Annotated in this window: 13 protein-coding genes and 1 pseudogene; 6 read left to right on the forward strand and 8 right to left on the reverse strand. The window is 69.0% G+C overall.

Annotated elements, in window-relative coordinates; translation table 11 throughout:
* Both ACWDSL_RS27720 and ACWDSL_RS27725 read left to right on the forward strand, forming a co-directional pair.
* Positions 1 to 5610 (forward strand): beta-ketoacyl synthase N-terminal-like domain-containing protein (locus ACWDSL_RS27720; RefSeq protein ID WP_450489855.1); only part of this gene is annotated, 5610 nt, incomplete at its 5' end.
* A complete protein-coding gene (locus ACWDSL_RS27725) occupies positions 5607 to 6815 on the forward strand; it encodes a macrolide family glycosyltransferase (protein WP_450489857.1) in 1209 nt (402 codons plus the stop codon). The genes ACWDSL_RS27720 and ACWDSL_RS27725, both read left to right, overlap by 4 nt.
* A gap of 140 nt (positions 6816 to 6955) precedes the next feature.
* Here ACWDSL_RS27725 and rfbD read toward each other — a convergent pair whose 3' ends face one another.
* Positions 6956 to 7864: a dTDP-4-dehydrorhamnose reductase gene (gene rfbD, locus ACWDSL_RS27730; protein ID WP_450489918.1), complete on the reverse strand. Its 909-nt coding sequence runs from the start codon at positions 7862 to 7864 to the stop codon at positions 6956 to 6958.
* 259 nt (positions 7865 to 8123) lie between these two features.
* Here rfbD and ACWDSL_RS27735 point away from each other — a divergent pair, with 259 nt between their 5' ends.
* Positions 8124 to 9386 (forward strand): glycosyltransferase, encoded by a 1263-nt coding sequence (locus tag ACWDSL_RS27735; RefSeq protein ID WP_450489859.1) that lies wholly within the window; start codon positions 8124 to 8126, stop codon positions 9384 to 9386.
* Positions 9387 to 9504: 118 nt separating this feature from the next.
* Here ACWDSL_RS27735 and rfbB read toward each other — a convergent pair whose 3' ends face one another.
* From rfbB to ACWDSL_RS27755, 4 genes are all read right to left on the reverse strand, one after another.
* Positions 9505 to 10452 carry a dTDP-glucose 4,6-dehydratase gene (rfbB, locus tag ACWDSL_RS27740; RefSeq protein ID WP_450489861.1) on the reverse strand — a complete coding sequence of 316 codons (948 nt, stop codon included), beginning with the start codon at positions 10450 to 10452 and terminating at the stop codon, positions 9505 to 9507.
* Positions 10449 to 11516 (reverse strand): glucose-1-phosphate thymidylyltransferase, encoded by a 1068-nt coding sequence (locus ACWDSL_RS27745; protein ID WP_450489863.1) that lies wholly within the window; start codon positions 11514 to 11516, stop codon positions 10449 to 10451. The genes rfbB and ACWDSL_RS27745 overlap by 4 nt, the downstream gene beginning before the upstream one ends.
* 53 nt (positions 11517 to 11569) lie before the next feature.
* Positions 11570 to 12223, reverse strand: a complete 654-nt coding sequence (locus ACWDSL_RS27750) for a dTDP-4-dehydrorhamnose 3,5-epimerase family protein (protein ID WP_450489865.1) — start codon at positions 12221 to 12223, stop codon at positions 11570 to 11572.
* Positions 12224 to 12536: 313 nt separating this feature from the next.
* The gene (locus ACWDSL_RS27755) at positions 12537 to 13154 is read right to left on the reverse strand and encodes a TOPRIM nucleotidyl transferase/hydrolase domain-containing protein (RefSeq protein ID WP_450489867.1); all 618 of its coding nucleotides are present in this window, start codon (positions 13152 to 13154) and stop codon (positions 12537 to 12539) included.
* Positions 13155 to 13255: 101 nt separating this feature from the next.
* Here ACWDSL_RS27755 and ACWDSL_RS27760 point away from each other — a divergent pair, with 101 nt between their 5' ends.
* Positions 13256 to 15172, forward strand: coding sequence for an SMI1/KNR4 family protein (locus ACWDSL_RS27760; protein WP_450489869.1), 1917 nt, complete (start codon positions 13256 to 13258; stop codon positions 15170 to 15172).
* Positions 15173 to 15258: 86 nt separating this feature from the next.
* On the opposite strand, the gene ACWDSL_RS27765 is transcribed toward ACWDSL_RS27760, so the two are convergent.
* Positions 15259 to 16182, reverse strand: coding sequence for a quinone oxidoreductase family protein (locus ACWDSL_RS27765; RefSeq protein WP_450489871.1), 924 nt, complete (start codon positions 16180 to 16182; stop codon positions 15259 to 15261).
* 99 nt (positions 16183 to 16281) lie between these two features.
* Between ACWDSL_RS27765 and ACWDSL_RS27770 the strand changes: the two genes are divergently transcribed.
* Complete coding sequence (locus ACWDSL_RS27770; RefSeq protein ID WP_450489873.1) at positions 16282 to 16722, forward strand: MarR family winged helix-turn-helix transcriptional regulator; 441 nt, start codon at positions 16282 to 16284, stop codon at positions 16720 to 16722.
* 591 nt (positions 16723 to 17313) lie between these two features.
* Here the strand turns inward: ACWDSL_RS27770 and ACWDSL_RS27775 are convergent.
* Together ACWDSL_RS27775 and ACWDSL_RS27780 are read right to left on the reverse strand one after the other, a co-directional pair.
* Positions 17314 to 17664, reverse strand: a pseudogene (locus ACWDSL_RS27775) (hypothetical protein); the annotation flags it as partial.
* Positions 17665 to 17679: 15 nt separating this feature from the next.
* Complete coding sequence (locus ACWDSL_RS27780; protein WP_450489875.1) at positions 17680 to 18813, reverse strand: FAD-dependent oxidoreductase; 1134 nt, start codon at positions 18811 to 18813, stop codon at positions 17680 to 17682.
* Between the two features lie 139 nt (positions 18814 to 18952).
* Here ACWDSL_RS27780 and ACWDSL_RS27785 point away from each other — a divergent pair, with 139 nt between their 5' ends.
* A complete protein-coding gene (locus ACWDSL_RS27785; RefSeq protein ID WP_450489877.1) occupies positions 18953 to 19651 on the forward strand; it encodes a TetR/AcrR family transcriptional regulator in 699 nt (232 codons plus the stop codon).
* Positions 19652 to 19669 lie beyond the last annotated feature (18 nt).

Genomic DNA, 19669 nt, shown 5'->3' on the forward strand with positions numbered 1-19669 from the left:
GGCCAGGGCAACTACGCCGCAGCGAACGCCTTTCTGGACGCCCTCGCGCAGCAGCGTCGTGCGCTCGGTCTGCCCGCCACCTCCCTGGCCTGGGGCCCCTGGGCCGAGACCGGAATGGCGACCGACGGAGTGGCGAAGGAGCGCATACGGCGCGGCGGCATCGCATCAATGGCGCCCGATGAGGCGATTGCGGTGCTGGATCAGGTGTTGCAGCGTAAAGACGGCTGCGTCGCGGTGGCCGACGTGGACTGGGAGCGGTTCGCGCCGGCCTTCGCGGCTGTCCGTAGGGCGCCGCTGATCGGCGAGATTCCCGAGGCTCGCAATGCTCTGGAAGCGGCGAGCGCGACCGCCACGACGGCGGCGGGCGAGTCCTCGTCCAGTCTGCGCGAAAAACTGCTGAGCCTCTCTCCGGCCGAGCAGGACCGAACGTTGCTCGAACTGGTGCGTACACAGGTGGCGGCCGTGCTCGGGCATCCGAACTCCGATGCGGTCCCGCCGACCAAGCCGTTCAAGGAGCTCGGTTTCGACTCACTGACCGCTGTCGAACTTCGCAACTGGCTCCAGGCTGCCTCCGGCTTGCCCCTGCCCGCAACACTGGTCTTCGACTACCCCACACCCGCCGTTCTCGCCCAACACCTCCGCTCCGAGATCGTCGGCGTCGAGGACGACATGGACACCACTACGCCCCTGGTGGTGGCCACGGACGAGGATCCCATCGTCATCGTGGGCATGAGCTGCCGTTTCCCCGGCGGCGCCGGGACGCCGGAGGCGCTGTGGGAGCTGCTGACTTCGGGCGGCGACGCGATCTCCGATTTCCCGTCCGACCGCGGTTGGGACATCGAGGGCCTGTACGACCCGGATCCCGATCAGCCGGGCAAGAGCTATACCCGCGAGGGTGGCTTCCTGGACTCGGCTACGGAGTTCGATCCGGCCTTCTTCGGGATTTCGCCGCGCGAGGCGCTGGCCATGGATCCGCAGCAGCGGCTGCTCCTGGAAATCTCGTGGGAGGTCTTCGAACGGGCCGGTATCGATCCGGAGACTCTGCGAGGTACACGTACCGGTGTTTTTGCCGGTACGAACGGCCAGGATTACATCGCGCTGCTGCAGCATGCGCCCGAGGGTCTTGAGGGTTACCTCGGTACGGGCAGTGCGGCCAGTGTGGTGTCCGGGCGTCTGTCTTACACATTTGGTTTGGAAGGTCCTGCCGTGACGGTGGACACGGCCTGTTCGTCGTCGCTGGTGACGCTGCACCTGGCCGCTCAGGCACTGCGCCAGGGCGAGTGTTCGCTCGCGCTCGCCGGTGGGGTGACGGTGATGTCCACACCAGCGGGCTTTGTGGAGTTCAGCCGCCAGCGCGGTCTTGCCACCGATGGCCGCGTCAAGGCGTTCTCCGCCGACGCGGACGGTACGGCTTGGGGCGAAGGCGGGGGCATGCTGCTGCTCGAGCGGTTGTCGGATGCCCGCCGCAACGGCCATCCAGTGCTTGCGGTGGTGCGTGGTTCAGCGGTGAATCAGGATGGTGCGTCGAATGGTTTGACCGCGCCGAATGGTCCGTCGCAGCAGCGGGTGATTCGTCAGGCGCTTGCGAACGCGCGGTTGGCGGCTGCCGAGGTGGATGCGGTGGAGGCGCATGGTACGGGGACGACGCTGGGCGACCCGATCGAGGCGCAGGCGCTGCTGGCGACGTATGGCCAGGACCGGCCGGAGGGGCGGCCGCTCTGGCTTGGCTCGCTGAAGTCCAACATCGGTCATACGCAGGCTGCTGCAGGCGTCGCGGGTGTGATCAAGATGGTGCTGGCGATGCGGCACGAGACCCTGCCCCGAACACTGCATGTCGAGGAGCCTTCGCCGAAGGTGGACTGGGGCGCCGGCGCGGTTGGGTTGCTGACCGAGCAGCGCCCTTGGCCCGAGGCGGACCGTCCGCGCCGAGCCGGTGTGTCCTCGTTCGGTGTGAGCGGGACGAACGCACACGTCATTCTGGAGCAGGCTCCGGAGGCCGTCGGCGAACTGGTGGAGCCCGCGGGGGTTCCTGTGGTGCCGTGGGTGGTGTCAGGGCGTGGCGTGGCGGCGTTGCGGGAGCAGGCGGGGCGTCTGCTGTCGCACGTCGAGCGCGACGGCTCGCTGTCGCCGGTGGATGTCGGTTGGTCGCTGGTGTCCGGGCGTTCTGCTTTCGAGCACCGTGCTGTGGTGGTGGGTGACCGTGATGGGCTGCGGGCGGGGCTGGGCGCGTTGACGCGGGGTGAGTCGGCTCCTGGCGTTGTCGTCGGTCAGGGTGTCGGCTCGGGTCGGTTGGCGGTGATGTTCTCGGGCCAGGGCAGTCAGCGCGTGGGTATGGGCCGTGAGCTGTACGGCCAGTACCCGGCGTTCGTGAAAGTGTTCGACGAGGCGTGCGGGCTGCTGGACAAGGAGTTGGCGGGGCATGTCGAGCGGCCCGTCCGCGATGTGATCTTCGGTGACGATGCCGATCTGCTCGGCCGGACGGTGTTTACGCAGGCCGGGCTGTTCGCGGTTGAGGTGGCGTTGTTCCGGTTGGTCGAGTCGTGGGGTGTGGTGCCGGAGTTCGTGGGTGGGCATTCGATCGGCGAGATCGTGGCGGCCCATGTGGCGGGCGTGTTCTCACTCGAGGATGCGGTGCGGCTGGTGGCGGCGCGCGGTCGGCTGATGCAGGCGTTGCCCGCCGGCGGGGCGATGGTCGCCGTCCAGGCTGTCGAGGACGAGGTAGCACTGCTTCTGGCCGAGTACGGTCACCGGGTCGGTATCGCTGCGGTCAACGGTCCGGCCTCGGTGGTGGTCTCCGGCGACGAGCCCGTCGTCCTTGCCATCGCGGAGATGCTGCGCGACCAGGGCCGTAAGACCAAGCGTCTTGAAGTGTCGCATGCGTTCCACTCACCTCAAATGGACGCGATGCTGGACGACTTCCGCTCCATCGCCGAGACCCTGACCTACGCCGCGCCGCGTATTCCGGTCGTCTCCAACGTGACCGGGAACGTGGCGACGTCCGATGACCTGGGCTCGGCTGATTACTGGGTGCGGCATGTTCGGCAAGCGGTGCGATTCGCGGATGGGGTGGCTGCGCTCGCCGAACAGGGCATCACGACGTTCCTCGAACTGGGCCCCGACGGCGTGCTGAGCGCCATGGGTCCTGACACAGTCGCGGATGGCGTGTTCGTTCCTGTGCTGCGGTCGGGGCGTGGCGAGGCCGAGGCGTTGCTGGTGGGTCTTGGCCAGGCGTGGGTGCGGGGCGTTGCTGTGCGGTGGACGGAGGTGTTCGCCGGTGCGGGGGCGTCGCGGGTGGATCTGCCGACGTACGCCTTCCAGCGCCGCCGCTACTGGCTCGACACCCCGAATGTGCTGTCGTCGGCCTCCGATCCCCGGGCGGCGGCTTCCGCACTCGGCCTGGGCGCGGCAGGGCATCCGTTGCTCGGGGCGGCGGTCGAGCTGCCGGGCTCCCAGGGGTTGCTGTTCACCGGGCGGCTGTCGGTCCAGACGCATCGCTGGCTCGCCGATCACAGGGTGGAGGGCGTGGCGGTGCTGCCGGGCTCGGCGTTCGTGGAGCTGGCCATCCATGCGGCGGACCAAGTCGGCTGCGGGTCAGTGGAGCGGTTGATGCTTCACACCCCGCTCGCCCTGCCGAAGCGCGGCGGTGTTCTGCTCCGGCTGACCGTCGCCGAGCCGGACGAAACGGGCTGCCGTGCACTCAGCGTCTATGCGCGGCCGGAACACCCGGCGCCCGACTCCGCGTGGACCCGGCACGCCGAGGGCGTGCTCGCCGAAGGCTCACCCCAGCCGGGCTGGGAGTTCGGTTCGTGGCCGCCGGCGGGTGCGGTGGAGCTGGCGACGGATGATCCGTACGAAATCCCCACCTCCGCCGAGGTCGGTTATGGCCCGGCCCTCGCGGGGCTACGCACGGTCTGGCGGCACGGCGAGGACATCCTCGCCGAGGTCGCCCTGCCCGTGGACCAGCAGGCCGAAGCCGGTCGCTTCGGCATTCACCCGGCCCTGCTCGCCTCCGCGCTGCACGCGTTGCGGTTCGCCCGTGACGCAGACGCAGACGCGGACACGGACGCAGACACAGACAGGTACTCGGACTCCGGGCGGGAAGAGCCCGCCGTGTGGCTGCCCGCGACGTGGCGGGGCGTGGCCCTGCACGCGGCGGGTGCGGCGACACTGCGGGTGCGGATCAGCGGGACCGAGCCCGACGCGCTGACCGTCCGGGTGGCCGATGCCACCGGAGCGCCGGTGGCATCGGTGAACTCCCTGGGGCTGGCCAGGCTGGACACTGACGAGCTCAGGGCTCTCGCCGAGGTCCCAGGAGCGGATGACCGCCCACCGTCCGCGGCCTCGGGCGCGCCTGCTGTCCGCACCCCGGCCCGTCCCACCGCCGTGTCCGAGCAGTCTGCTGGTGGGCTCTCGCCCGCGCAGCGTCTCGCGGCACTGCCGGACGCGCGGCAAGAGGCGGCGCTGCTCGAGCTCGTGCGGACCGAGGCGGCGGTGGTCCTCGGACACGCGTCGCCGGAGGAAATAGAGCTCCACCATGGCTTCTTCGAACTGGGTCTCAACTCGCTGACGGCTGTCGAGCTGCGCAATCGACTGAGCGCGGTAGTGGAGCTGAACCTGCCGAACGCCTTCTTGTTCGACTTCAGCACACCAACCGCCGTGGTCGCCTATCTGCGCCGGGAGTTGACCGAGCGGGCCGCCGCGCGGGCGGTGGCCGCTGGACCGGAAGGCACTGGGGCGGCGCGGGCCCCACGCGCCGATGCGGAGGTGCAGGACGGCATTGTGGCGCTCTTCCGGGATTCGTTCGCCACCGGACGGAATGCCCTGGGGAACGATATGATCATGGCGGCCTCACGCCTCCGCCCGACGTTCGGCGCGGCCTCGGCGGCGGGGCATATTCCGGATGCTGTACGGCTGACAGCGGGCGACGCCACTACCCGGTTGTTCTGCTTCCCCGCCGTGGTGGCAACGGCGGGTCCGCAGCAGTACTCACGGTTCGCCGAGTATTTCCGCGGTCGCCGCGATGTGTCCGTGCTCCCGCTCCCGGGGTTTATGCGGGGGGATTTCCTCCCGGAGAGCATGGACGCGCTCGCCGAGGTGCTTGCGGAGGCCGTACTGCGGAATGCGGAAGATGGTCCGTACGTACTCGTCGGGCATTCCGCGGGCGGGCAGATCGCGCATGCCGTCACCACCCGCCTGGAGAAGATGGGAGAGCGGCGTCCCGCGGGGCTCGCACTTTTGGACGCGCCCTGGCCGGGAGACGATGTGAGCGAGCAGGTCAGTACGGCCATGCTCGGTGTGGTGTTCGACCGTGAGGAAAAGCTCGGAGGGAACATCATGAATGCGACTCGTCTGACGGCCATGGGTGGCTATCACCGCATTCTGGGGGAATGGCGTCCCGAGGTGATCGAGACCCCCACAGTTCTTGTACGCGCCACTGCGCCGCTTTCCGTCGCCGATGGAACTCTCAACGGTGACGAAGGCCTGCACATCAACTGGAATCTGGACCATACGGCCAGGGCAGTACCGGGAAATCACTTCTCCATCATGGAAGAGCACGCGGGCTCGACCGCCGAGGCCGTTGAAGAATGGATTATGGAGTCGAAGCGTTGAAGCGTCACATCGCATTTTTTGGTGCGCCTTTCTGGGGGCACGTCAACCCCACCCTGTCCGTACTCGCCGACCTGGTGAGCAGGGGGCATCGGGTCACCTACGTCACCACCGAGGAATTCTCCGAGGCGGCCGCGGCCGCCGGTGTGGACGTGGTGCGGTACGAGTCCACCTGGCCCGCGGGCAGGAGCGCGCCCTCGCAGGTGTCGGCCGACGAGATGGCCGGTGGGCCGCTGAAGTACCTGGTCGAGAACGTTGCGGCGACCGGCGCCGAGCCCGCCTTCGAGGGCGATGTGCCGGACGTGGTGGTCTACGACACCCTGATGCACTTCGCGGCGCGGGCGCTGGCTCACAAGTGGCAGCGGCCGGCCGTGCAGCTCATCCCGCTGTTCGCATCGAATGAGCACTTCTCGGTCGCGCAGCAGCTGGCCGACGAGTTCCCGGCGCTCGACCCGCAGCACCCCGCGCTGATCGAGTTCGGCACGAAACTGGCGGAGTTCCGCGCCTCGTACGGTATGGGCGAGGCGTCGCCCGCGGACTTCTTCGGCACCGTCGAAGACCTCAACCTGGTCTTCCTGACGAAGGACTACCAGCCGGCGGCGGAGACCTTCGACGAGCGGTACGCGTTCGTCGGCGCCGGTCTCGCCGACCCGAGGACCCGGGGCACGTGGACGCCGCCGGAAGGCGACGCCCCGGTGCTGCTCATCGCGCTGGGCACGCTGTTCAACGAGCGGCCCGAGTTCTACCGGATGTGCGTCGGCGCGTTCGCGGACCAGCCCTGGCACGTCGTGCTGGCGACCGGCCGGCACGTCGACCCCTCCGACCTCGGCCCGCTGCCGCCGAACATCGAGGCGCACCAGCACGTGCCCCAGCTCGCCGTACTGGAACACGCCGTTGCCTTCGTGACGCACGCCGGCGCACGCAGCACCATGGAGGCACTCCACTTCGGCGTGCCGATGGTGGCCGTGCCGCAGTCCGTGGAGCTGGAGATGGCCGCGCGCAGGACCGCCGAGCTGGGCCTCGGCGTTCGGATCGGCCGCGACGAGGTCACGGTCGAGCGGCTGCGGGAGGCGGTGCTGAAGGTGACACACGACGCGGACATCCAGCGCAACGTCGAGGAGATGCGGAGCGCCACCCGTGAGGCGGGCGGCGTCGGCCGGGCCGCGGACGAGATCGAGGCGTATCTGCGGCGCGTGCTGGACGCCTGACGCCCGGGACCCCGGCATCGGCCTGACGCCCAGCGCCTGACCCCCAATGCCTGACGCCTGATAACCGACGCCCAGCGCCGGGGCGGGCCGGAGGCCCCAGCCCGCAGGTCCGCCCGCCCCGCTGTCGGCAGATCGCCCGATCAGATCGGCTGATCCGACTCCTCCGCCTTCACCAGCGAGGGGAAGGCGGCATCGAGCCCCGCCCGCCAGTGGCGAATGGGCTCGATGCCGACGGCGTGCCAGCGCGCGTGTCCCAGCACGCTGTACGCGGGCCGTGGCGCGGGGCGGCCGAACGCCGCCCCGGTGCTCGGCCGCACCCGCTCGGGGTCGGCGCCCAGCAGCCGGAAGACCTCCCGGGCGAGTTCGTACCAGCTGGCTTGGCCGCCCGCGCTGCCGTGGTAAGCCCCAGCCGGGGCCTGCCCGCCCAGCGCGGCGCGTCCCAGCCGTACGAGCTGTTCGGCGGCGTCCACGGTCCAGGTGGGTTGACCGCACTGGTCGGCGACGACATCGACGTGATCCTTTTCGCGCTCCAGCCGGATCATGGTGCGTACGAAGTTGGTGCGACCGGCACCGAACAGCCAGGAGGTCCTGAAGACGTAACCCGTCCGCGGCAGGCAGGCGAACACCGCCCGCTCGCCGGCGACCTTCGTGCGGCCGTACGCGTTGACGGGACAGGTCGGGGCGTCCTCCGCGAAGGGCACCGCGGCGCCGCCGGAATCGTCGCCGGAGAAAACGTAATCGGTCGAGATATGAATGAGGCGCGCCTGGAACTCGGCACAGGCCTCCGCTAAATTGCGGGTGCCCTCGCCATTTATCTGCAGTGCGCCCTCTTCGTCGGTCTCCGCCTTGTCCGGTGCGGCGAACGCGGCGCAGTTGACCACAATCACGGGCTGGTGCTTCGCCAACGCATCGCGCACCGCATGCGCATCGGTGATGTCCAGGCCCTTGTGGTCAAATCCCTTTGCGGTCTCACCCGCCTCGCGCAAGCCGGCCATCACGTCCTGTCCGAGCAGCCCACCCGAGCCGGTGACCAGCCATGCTTCATTCACGACGGTGATTTCCCCTCCAATGAAATGGTCTCGCGGCGCTTCGCGAGCAAAAATAGCCTGCGACACAATGCCGAGTACGCTCACCGTATCGTGGACGAAACCCCGGGCGAGGCGAGGTGATTCACTTCACATCAAGCCCCACCAAGTGCGGCTTGCGTGTCGTGCTTTGCTGCCACAAGTATGGTGTCGTTTACAAACGGGGGAGCTGCGTCTGCCGAAAGCTCCCGAATTGGGCATCGTTGCCAGCACGGAGGACGGCATGAAGGTTGCACTCCTCGCCTTTGGGTCACGGGGCGACATCCAGCCATTTCTCGCTCTAGGGGCCGGACTGCGGGCTCGTGGTCACGAGGTGGACTTGGCCACCACCACGGATTTCAAAGCAATGGTCGAGCAGGCCGGCTTGAACTTCCGGGAGATTCCGGGGAGGACCGGGAACTACTTCGAATTGCCCCAGGTCGTCAAGGCACTGCGGAAGAGTTCCTCACTGATGCGGGCGAGCCGGGCGATCCCGACGCCGACCGTGGACGAGGTCGTCGCGGCTCTCGACGCGATGCACGAGGCGACGCAGGGCGCGGACTTCATGGTCAACGCGATGCTCACCCGGGGCGCCGGCTACGCGGACCCGGGTGTGCCCTGGGGCACCGTCGCCTGGTGGCCGATCGTGCCGACCGGTCAGTCCCCTGCTTTCGGCTTCCCGAAGTTGCCGCTGGGCGCGCCGTACATCCGGTTCAGCCACTTCGTGGCGGGCCAGTTCGACTGGGCGATCAGCCGCGCCGCGGTGAACAAGTTCCGCAAGGGTAAGGGGCTGCCCCCGGTGAAGGGGACGCCCGCCAAGAAGCTGGGAATCGAGCACCCGGTGTTCCACGCCACCAGCCCCAGCGTGGTGGTGCCGCCGTCCGACTGGCCCGCGCGCGCCCATGTGACCGGCTACTGGTTCTGGGACCGCCCGTGGGAGCCCCCGGCGGACCTGGTGGACTTCCTGGACAGCGGAGAGAAGCCGGTCACGCTGACCTTGGGCAGCACCTGGCCGGTTTACGGCGAGGAGACCTTCGAGCGGGTACTGAAGGCGGTACGCAAGGCCGGCCGTCGGATGGTTCTCGTGGACGGCCCGGACGGTGACCTTCCGGATGATGTTTTCCGCGCCCGCGAGATGGACTACAGCTGGCTCTTCCCGCGTACGGCTGCCGTCATCCACCACGGGGGCCCGGGCACGGTGGCGGAGGTGTTGCGGGCAGGCGTGCCCAGCGTGGTGCTGCCGTGTTTTGCCGACCATCCGTACTGGGCGGCCAGGCTCCTGGAGATGGGCGTTTCCTCGCCACCGGTGCCGCTGGTCGGGCTCACCCAGGAGAAGCTGGACAGTTCCGTGTCGACCGTGCTCAGCGATCCGCGGATCACCGAGCGCGCCGCGGCCCTCGGCCCGAGTATCGTCGACGACCGGGGTGTCGAGACCACCTGCGAGCTGATCGAGGGGTACGTGAACGGCAAGGCGTCGGGGGAGCGGACCGCCTCAGGCACCGCTTGATACGGCGGACCGGCGGAACTGGCCGGCGAAACTGGTCGACGGAGGCCGATTGGCCGAACCCGACCACCGGAACCGGCCGGCGGAACCAGTCGGCGGAACCCGACGTACCGCGCGTGGCTCACAGCCGCGCGCGGTACCACGCCACCGTGTCGGCGATCCCGGCCGTGAAGTCGCGCGCCGGCCGGTAGCCGAGCTCGCGCCGGATCTTGTTCCAGTCGACCGAGTACCGCCGGTCGTGTCCCTTGCGGTCCTCGACCCAGTCGACCCGCTCCCAGCCCACGCCGCAGACGTCCAGCAGGAGCGCGGTGAGTTCCTTGTTGGACAACTCGGTGCCACCGCCGATGTTGTAGACCTCGCCCGCCCTGCCTCCGGTGAGCACCGCGAGCAGACCGCGGCAGTGGTCGTCGACGTGCAGCCAGTCCCGCACGTTCTCGCCGTCCCCGTACAGGGGGACGCTGCCGCCCCGCAGCAGGGTGGTGACGAAGAGCGGAATCAGCTTTTCGGGAAACTGGTACGGGCCGTAGTTGTTGGAGCAGCGCGTCACCCGGACGTCGAGCCCGTGTGTCTGGTGGTACGAGAGCGCCAGCAGGTCGCTCGAGGCCTTGGTGGCCGAGTACGGCGAGCTGGGTTGCAGGCGGTCTTCCTCGGTGGCGGAGCCGAACTCGACCGACCCGTACACCTCGTCGGTCGACACATGGACGAACCGGAAGATCTCGTGTCGCAGCGCGGCGTCCAGCAACACGCCGGTGCCCACCACATTGGTGTGTACGAAGGCTTGCGCGGAGTCGATCGAACGGTCCACGTGGGACTCGGCGGCGAGGTGGACGATGGCATCGTGCCCGGGCACGATCCTGTCCACGAGCGCCGGGTCGGCGATGTCGCCCTGGACGAAGACAAAGCCGGGGGCGTCGCGCACCGGGGCGAGGTTGTCGAGGCTGCCCGCGTAGGTGAGCTTGTCCAGGACGGTGACCTGGACATCGTCGCCCAGCGGCCGCTCGGGTCCGAGGATCAGACGGGTCAGATGGGAGCCGATGAACCCGGCGGCGCCGGTGATGAGGATCTTCATGCGCGTATCTGGACCTTGCTGTGATCGCCGAGTATCAGGCGGTGGGCTCGGGGGGTGCGCGGCGCCGGGGTCACCTCCACGGAGCGCCCGATGACCGAGGCCTCGATACGTCCCACGCCGGCGATGGTCGCGTTGGGGAGGACGATGGAGTACTCGATTTCACTGTCGACGACCGAGCAGTCGTCGGCCACCGAGGTGTAGGGCCCCACATACGAGCCTTCGACGCGAGCACCGTTGCCGATGATCACGGGGCCGACGATCCGCGACCGTACGACGGAGGCGCCGGGCTCCACGACCACCCGGCCGACCAGCTCACTCTCCACGTCCACCGCGCCCTCGACGCGGTGTTCGAGGCGGTCGAGAACGGAACGGTTCACCTCCAGCATGTCGGTGGCGTTTCCGGTGTCCTTCCAGTAGTCGGTGACGATCGACGATTCCACTCGACGCCCTTGGTCGATGAGCCACTGGAGGGTGTCGGTGATCTCCAACTCGCCACGGGCGGAGGGCCGGACGCTGTCGACTGCCTGATGCACGGCGGGGGTGAAGAAGTAGACACCGACGAGCGCCAGGTCGCTCTTGGGAAACTCCGGTTTCTCCTCGAGGCCGATGACCCGGCCGGCCGCGTCCGTCTCGGCGACACCGAACGCGGTCGGGTCGGGTACATGCGTGAGCATGATCTGGGCGTCCGGCCGGGTCGCACGGAACAACTCGGTCTGGTCGGTGATCCCACTGAGCAGGAAGTTGTCGCCGAGATACATGACGAAGTCGTCGTCACCGAGCCAGTCGCGCGCCGTCAAAACGGCATGTGCGAGACCGAGCGGCTTTTCCTGCGGAATGTAGGTGACGTCGACACCGAACCGGGAGCCATCACCGACCGCGTCGCGGATCTCGTCGGCGGTCTCTCCTACGATGATGCCGACGTCCTCGATACCGGTCTCCGCTATTCCTTCGAGGACGTAGTAGAGAATCGGCTTGTTGGCCACCGGAACCAACTGCTTGGCCGAAGTGTGGGTAATGGGACGTAGCCGAGTTCCGGAACCTCCGGAAAGGACAAGTGCCTTCACGGTTCTCCTCGCTGCGATGCGATGCCGTGCGCTGCGCTGCCAAGCGACGGGAATCAGGGCTGGTATACGGGCAGCAGCCCGGCCTCCTGGGCCTCGGCCACGGTGGGCGCGACAGTGTCCTTGGCGGAGAGGATGGGGTCGACGCCGGGGATCCAGTCGATACCGAGATCGGGGTCGAGCGGATGAATGGCGCGCTCGCGCTCCGCGACGTACCCGGCGGAGCACATGTACACGATGGTCGCTTCCTCGGTGAGCCCCTGCACGGCGTGCCCGATGCCCTCGGTCAGGAAGAGCGCCTGCCGGCTCTGGTCATCCAGGTCCACGATCTCCCAACGGCCGAAGGTGGGTGATCCGACCCGCAGGTCGACCATCACGTCACGTACCGCGCCGCTCGCGCAGGTGATGTACTTCGCCTGACCGGGCGGGACATCGGCGAAGTGAATGCCGCGAATCGCCCCTCGGCGGCTGGTCGAGAGATTGGCCTGGCCGAGCGGCATGCTGCGGCCGGTCGCTTCCTGGAAAACGTCCCTTTGATACCACGCTGCGAACGTGCCTCGAGCGTCGTCGAAAAGTTGAGGCTGGAACAACCAGGTGCCGTCAATGGACAGCGGTTTTATCACCAACGTGCCTTTCCCCCGTTGCGCATGACAGGCGATTACCTCAAATCTCTTTGCTCCGGCGACAGCAATGCCGAGCCGACCCCCCATACGTTCTCGAACACTACCTGCTGAGCCATGATCGCGCGAGAGTCATCGGTCACATGACCACCAGTGGCCACGTGACGATTCACACCCCAACTCAACGTGTGGGTGGGCGAGATGAGAACCCACACCCGACCGCGCGCGTGACGAGTGGAGCGCCTTCTCGGCCCGATCCCGAACTTTTCAAGGTGACATCGGGTATTGAAACTGTCTGAATGGGTCGGCATGGCGGTCGGATGACGCGGCTGTGGTGTCCACGAGGCCGGGTTGAACGTCGATGACTCGGATACCGGTGGTGCTGCGGGACGTCACCCAACTGTCAGAGGCCGGTGATCAGGCCGTCGAGCGGGGCGGGTATGCGGTCGGGGTCGAGGGCCTCGACGAGGACGCGACCGTAGTGGATCTTGCGCCCCTTCTTCGTGCCGAGGAAGCGCCGCAACTGCTGCTGTGAGGTGCGGTTTCGCTGCGCGGGCTGGCGCCGGAAGGTCTGCAGGGCGCGCAGGTCGCCCTCTGCCCGGACGAGTTCTTCCATCCGACTCACGCCCAGCGCGCGGATGAGTTCGTCTTCCAGGTCCGCAGCGCAGACGAAGAACCCTTGTCGTCCCGCACCGGCCCGCGCCAGGCCACGGGCGTAGTAGCCACGCTCCGCCTCGTCGCACAGTCCCGTGAGGCGCAGGCCCAGGCCGGATGGCCCGAGGAGGCCGGCGAAGCGCCCGACGCTCATCGCGCCGCCCATCGGCAGGACGCACACTCCTTCGGCCGCCAGGTTCCGGCCGCGGCGCGCGGCCAGCGTGCTGACCGCTGCGGCGTCGCTCAGCCCTTCGAGCAGGACGGCCGTCCGGACGGGCAGCCGAGCGGCCAGCTCGCGCGCGGGTTCGCCGGGGCCACCGGCCGCCCACGCGGTGACCGCCTCCCGGAACGACTCCATGTCAGCCATGAGACGAGTCTCCGTCCCTGTCCGGCCACCACGCCAGGGAATTTCCGTCGGCGCGTCCTGGCCGGCGGGCGTTGTCAGTGGTGGCTGGCAGGGTGGTCGGTATGAAGGACACGAGCGACGACTGGCGGTCCTTCCTGGTGCGGTGGAGCCAGGAGTGGGCGGACGCGCAGGATCTGGACGTACCGGCGGGCGAACGGAGCGCGGATGACGAGGATCCCCTGCATACGCGTTGGCTGGGGTTTCCGCCCGCGGCGGAGGAGCGGATCCGAGGCGTGGAGGAGCGGCTCGGGCATCGGCTGCCGCCCTCGTACCGGACGTTTCTGGCGGTCAGCGACGGCTGGCGGCACGCGGGTGGCTTCGTATGGCTGCTCGCCGGTACCGACGGGGTCCGGTGGCACGAGGACGCGGCGGGCCTGGCCGAGTACTTCCCCGGGGATCTGGGCGACGACCCCACGCCCGAGGAGCAGTTGCTCGCCGGAATGTGGGAGCGGGCGCTGCAGTTGGACGTGGAGTCGGACATGGTCTACGTCCTGCTGGACCCGGGGGACGTGGACGACGCCGGTGAGTGGGCCGTGTACTGCTACGCGTCGTGGCGCGCGAGCCCTCCTGAGCGGTACGCGTCGTTCCGCGTGTTCATGGAGGCCATGTACCGCGAGTTCCACAGTCTGCAGGTGGACCGCTCGGAGCGGGCGGGGGCGGTCTTTGTCAACGCGACGACGCGGGCACTGGACGCGTCCGTCGAGGCCGCCCGTCTGGACGCGCTGGGCGGGCGGTACGAGCGGGCCTTGGTGGCCCTGACGGAGGCGATCTCGTACGGCAGGCCCCGGGCGATGGGGCTGCGCGACCAGATCCGTCAGCTGCTCGGGAAGGCGTACGCGGCGTCTTTCCACGAGCTCGCGAGCGACCCGCGGTACGTGCCGGAGGTGCTGCCCGTACTGGCGGCCGGGCAGCTGCGACAGCGCCGGGACGACGGGTCGTTGACCCGCCGCCTGGGGGACGCCCCCCAAGCGGTGCGTGAGGCGGCGGACGAGATCCTGCGGCAGATGAGGGAAGGCACGTACCGCTACACGGCGGACGGCCCCTTCGGCCGTGCCGTGGAGGAGGCGCGGGAGCAGGCCCGCTGGGGCGACACCGACGCGGCCTGGCGCACCCTGTGCGCCGCGCTGCCCGAATGGCTTCCGCTCGGCCCGGACCACCTCGCCCCGATCGGCCTGTGCGCCGACCCGCTCATCAGTCCTTTGATCACGCCGGAGCGGGGCCGGGAACTGCTGGCCACGCCCCGGGCCGGACAGCAGGGCGACGCCCCGCCTCCCGCGGCCGACCTGGATCCGCCGGGTCTGGCGTGGCTGGCGGAAGGAGATCCCGGCAACTTCCTGGTGTCATACCGCTTTCTCCTCGTGGAAGGGGTCGAGCCGGCCGAACTGCCCGGCCGTATCGGCGCTGACGACTCCGCTGTCCTGGACGAACCGACGACCCTGTGGGACTCGCGTATGCGTTTGCACCACAACCGGAACGGCTCGATGTGGGAGGACGAGGCCCTGACCGCCGTCGGCCGGGCGGGCCCAGGCTGGAGCTTCGCCTTCGAGCCGCAGTCGGGCCGCGGCTTCAACGAGGGGTGGTTCGTCTCTCCAGGCATCGCCGCTTCCCGGGGCACCCGCGCGGTGACGGTGTGGAGCGAGCCTTCCCACGGGGACCGCCCAGGCGTCTTCCACCTGTCGGTCGCGGAGAGGGGCGAGGAGCGGTACGCGTTCACCGTCCGGGGGACCGCCGTCAGCAGACGGGGTGCCGTGCCGGTCGCGTTGGACCCGGACGGTCTCTTCCCGCAGGACGAACCGCACGAGGAGCGGCTGGGTGAGCGCCGCGCCTTGGAAGCCCTGGCGGCCGAGTTCGGCGTCCGGCTGCCGCGGTTGGCCCTCGAGCGCGGACGTCTGCATACCTTCCGCACCCGGTCCTGGAGCCGACCCCCGAGTCCGGGCGAAGGGTACGTGATGATCGACGTCGGATGGCAGCAGCGGTAGGGGCCATGGTGGGGCAGGCGGGCCATGGGGCTGAAGGGCCTACGCGGCGGCAGGACCTACGCGGCGGCTGGGGTCCTGGATCAGCCCTACGGCACCAGGACGACCTTTCCCTGATTGGCCCGGCCCTCGATCGTCGCGTGCGCCCGTGCCGCGTCTGCGAGGGCGAACTCCGCGTGGACCGCGGGCCGCAGTGCACCCTCGCCGAACAGCCTCCACAGCTCCTCGATCCACCCCGCATACCGCTGTGGCTGGGTTCTGGCCACGATCGCCACCTGGAACCCAATGGCCGACTTGCCGCCCACGAGGAGGTCGTACGCCGCGATGGTGCCGCCGCCCGAGCTGTACGCGACCAGCCGCCCACCAGGCGCGAGCGCCTTGACTGCGGGTGTGAGCAGTTCGCCACCGACCGCGTCGAGCACGATGTCGACCGGCTCGCCCCAGCCGCCTTGGTCGTATGTCACCACGGCATCGGCGCCGAAGGAGCGTACGAAGTCCGCCTTGGCGGGATCGCCCACGGCGGCGACGACGCGTGAGGCACCCTTCAGCCGGGCCAACTGCAGGGCGAGATGGCCGACCCCACTCGCCGCCGCGGTGACCAGAGCCGACTCGCCCTTCTCCGGGCGCGCGGCCTCCAGCGCACCGAGCGCCACCACCCCGCTGCGGACCAGCGCGACGGCGTCCTTGGCGGTGGCGCCCGCCGGGATGGGTGAGGCCATGGCGGTGTGCAGCAGCGCGTACTCCGCATACCCATGCCCGAAGCAGAGCCCGGTGACCCGGTCACCCGGCGCGTACCCGCTCACGCCTTCGCCGACGCGCACCACTTCACCGGCCAGCTCGCCGCCGAGGGGGATGGGCTGCGCACCCTCGCGCACTTTGCGTACGACGGGGAGCGTGACGCCGATCGCCTCGATCCTGACGAGCAGTTCACCGGCTCCGGGCTCCGGGACCGGGACCTCTTCCTGGAACAGGGCTCCGGGTCCGCCGATGTGTTCATACCGAATGCGCCGCATGCGCGATCGCCTCCCGACACCCTTGGGATTCATTGGACTTCCCAACGATATCCAGAAGGTCGTTGGGAAGTCCAACGTTTTCTCGCTATGCTGCCGTGCATGGCAGAGAACCCGCCGGCGCCCAGCCGAATCCGCGCCCTCCCGAGCTGGCTCCTCGGCCGGGCGGCGGCCCGCGGGCGCGGCCTGGTCGCGGAGGCGCTTGCGCGACACGACATGAAGATGTGGCATCACGTGGTCCTTGCGGCCGTGGCGGATCTCGGCCCGGTTGCCCAGGCCGAACTGGGCAGGACCGTCTCGCTCGACCCGAAGGACATGGTCGGCATCCTCAACGATCTTCAGGCGGCGGGCCTCGTCGTACGCGCCCCCGACCCGGCCGACCGCCGCAAGAACGCGGTGAGCCTCACCGCCGAGGGCGAGCGGCGCCTCGAGGAGTGCACGAAGGCGGGGAATTCGGCCAACGACGAACTCCTGGCCCCGCTGTCGGCAGCCGAGCGTGAGCAGTTCCTGGAGATGCTGCGGAGGGTCAGCGGAGTGCGGTGATCCGGAGGGAGGTGCTGGCTCGCCGTGGTGAGACCCGGGCCCTTCCGAAACCGTGCCAGTCAGGGACACAGGCCGGTAGCGTCCCGTGACGCACACGTCATCGCCACCACGGCTCCCCTCCGCGCGGACACTCGCAGCTTGCACAGCTCCGGTGCAGAAGGCGCCCGATAGGCGTGGTCCCACTCTCGAATACCGCTCGGCAGCGAGTGAACCCTTTGGCACATAGGCGCAGGCGCTCCGCCATTCTGGCCCCGCTTCGTCAGTGCCGTCCGCAACGACCTGCGGCAGGTCTCGGCCGGCAGCCCTGTCACTTTGGTGGCACACAGCAACGCAGGCTTGTTTCTCCTGGCGATTCGCTCCGGTGTGGATCGTCCGGTGACCAACTCGATCTTCGTCGATGCCTCGCTGATCCCTACTCCTACCTGCTGTTCGGCCCCCTGTACGACGGCCTCTCCGTCGAGGCGCGCGAACGCGGCTGGCGTGTGACGTATCTGCCCGGCGTACACCTCCATCAGATCGTCGATCCTGTCGGCACAGCCCGGCATCTCGTCGAGCTCGCCACTTCGGCTTGAGCCTCTTCCGATACGCCCCTCAGGGCGTGTCCGGGGAGTCGCGGTGCTGGCCGGCTGTCCGGCGGTGTGCAAGGAGATAAGGGTCGTCCAGTCGCGCGTCGTCGACGCGGTCTCGTGCGTCGGTGAGGAGCCAGTCCAGCAACTTAGCGGTGACGTGGCACTCGTTGTAGAAACCCATGCGCAGGTCGGTGATCTCGAACTCGAACATCACGTCGTCGATGAGGTCTGCAAGGTGCGCGTCGGCGGCCGGAGTGCGGGTGGCGGTCCACATGTCCATCCAGGGTCGCAAGGTGTCGGTGGCGACGGTGATGAGGCTGAGGGTTTCCCTGATGGGGACAGGGCTGGGGTGGGTGTGCAGGGTGGTCGGCCACGCGCGACCAGTGACTCATGGGGTCTGCTCGTGTTCGGTGATCATGTTGGTCAGGCCCTGGGGCGCGTTGTCGCCGAAGATGGCCTCGTGGATGCGGACGGCGTCAGCGGCGGCCGCAGCGCTGCGGGGGAACATGGCCTGTTCGTATTCGGCGAGCGCGGCCTCGGTGTCGTCGGGGTGTGCGGCGAGGGCCTTGCCGAGTTCGGCGCCGTCGTACATGGCCAGGTTGGCGCCTTCGCCGGACGCGGGCATGAGGTGGGCGGCGTCGCCGAGCAGGGTCACCCCCGGTATCCGATCCCACTGATGTTCCATGGGCAGGGTGTAGATGGGGCGCAGGACCGGGGCGGTGTCGGCGTCGGTGATCAGCGCGGTGAGCTCCGGTGCCCAGCCGTCGAACTCCCGAACAATTCGGGCGGTGGCCGCGGCGGGATCGGTGAAATCGATGCCGGAGAACCAGTCCTGCGACTTGCGAAACGCCAGGTAGGTGTGGAGGGTCCCGCCGCTCTCCCGGTGCGCCTGGATCCCCTTCCCCGGCGAGAGCGCGAACAGCGCCCCACCGCCGACCACTTTCGCGCTGGCAGGGTGCCGGGTATCGGCGTCGAACAGGTAGGTCTCGACGAACGATATGCCGGCGTACTCGGGTGTGGCGGGGGAGAGCAGCGGCCGGACCCGTGACCACGCGCCGTCCGCACCGACCAGCAGGCTCGTGGCGATGGTGGTGCCGTCGACGAAGGTCACCTCGTGCCGGCTGTTACCGAGGGCACGGACGCCGCCGGCCTTGTGGCCCCACCGGACGGTGTCGGCCGGGAGCGAGTCGAGCAGGATCCGTCGCAGCTCACCGCGCTGCACCTCGGGGCGTCCGCCCGTGCCGTCGTCGGGTTCGTCGAGCAGGACGGTGCCGTCCGGGGCGAGGACCCGTGTCGCCTCGCGGCCCTCCAGGATGAGGCCGCGGAACTCGTCGATCAGGCCTGCCGCCTGGAGAGCCGGCTGGCCGTTGTAGTCGTGGATGTCGAGCATCCCGCCCTGCGCGCGCGCCGCCGGGGAGGGCTCCGCCTCGTAGACCGTGGCCGGGATTCCGTGGACGTGCAGGACGCGGGCGAGTGTGAGGCCGCCGAGTCCGGCGCCGATGATCGTGACGGGAGTGCGCATCGTGACTCCTTCGGGATCGAGGACGCCCGGTGAGGTCCGGTCGGCCTCTCTGGTATGTCGTTCCACCATTGGAACAACGCTCCAGTGTGGAACGGTGCTCCATACTGGAACAGTGCTCCAGATATGTCAAAATGGCCGCATGGCAACGCGGACACGCCGGTCACAGCGGCGCACCGACGCGCTCTCCCGCGAGCGCATCGTCGAGGCCGCCGTCGAGCTGCTCGACACGGCCGGGGAGGGCGGGCTGACGTTCCGGGCGCTGACCGAGCGCCTCGCCACCGGGCCCGGGGCGATCTATTGGCATGTGGCGAACAAGGGCGAGCTGCTCGACGCCGCCACTGACGCCGTTGTCGCCACTGCTCTGACCATCGAGCCCGCCGAGTCTCCGGGATCGCCGCAGGACGAGATCCGCGCCGTCGCGCTCGGCCTGTTCGAATCGATCGACGAACACCCGTGGCTCGCCGCGCAGCTCGCCACGCAGCTCTCCCGCAGCCCCTGGGGATCGGTGACGCCGCGGATCTTCGAAAGCATCGGCCGGCGGGTCCGCGCGCTGGGTGTGCCCGAGGGCAACTGGTTCACGGCGACCTCGGCGTTGATGCACTACATCCTGGGCGCCGCCGGCCAGAACGCCGCGAACGCCCGCATTCTCGGTCCCGACGTGGATCGCGCCGAGTTCCTCGACGCCGTATCGACGACATGGGAAGAGCTCGACCCTGACGACTACCCGTTCACCCGGGCCGTCGCGGACCAGGTGCGCGAGCACGACGACCGTGAGCAGTTCCTCGCCGGGATCGATCTCGTCCTCGCCGGCATCGCCGCTCTCCATCTGCCCAGTTGACAGGCGTGCACTCCACCC

It is taken from the genome of Streptomyces sp. NPDC000941 (genome assembly GCF_053599555.1).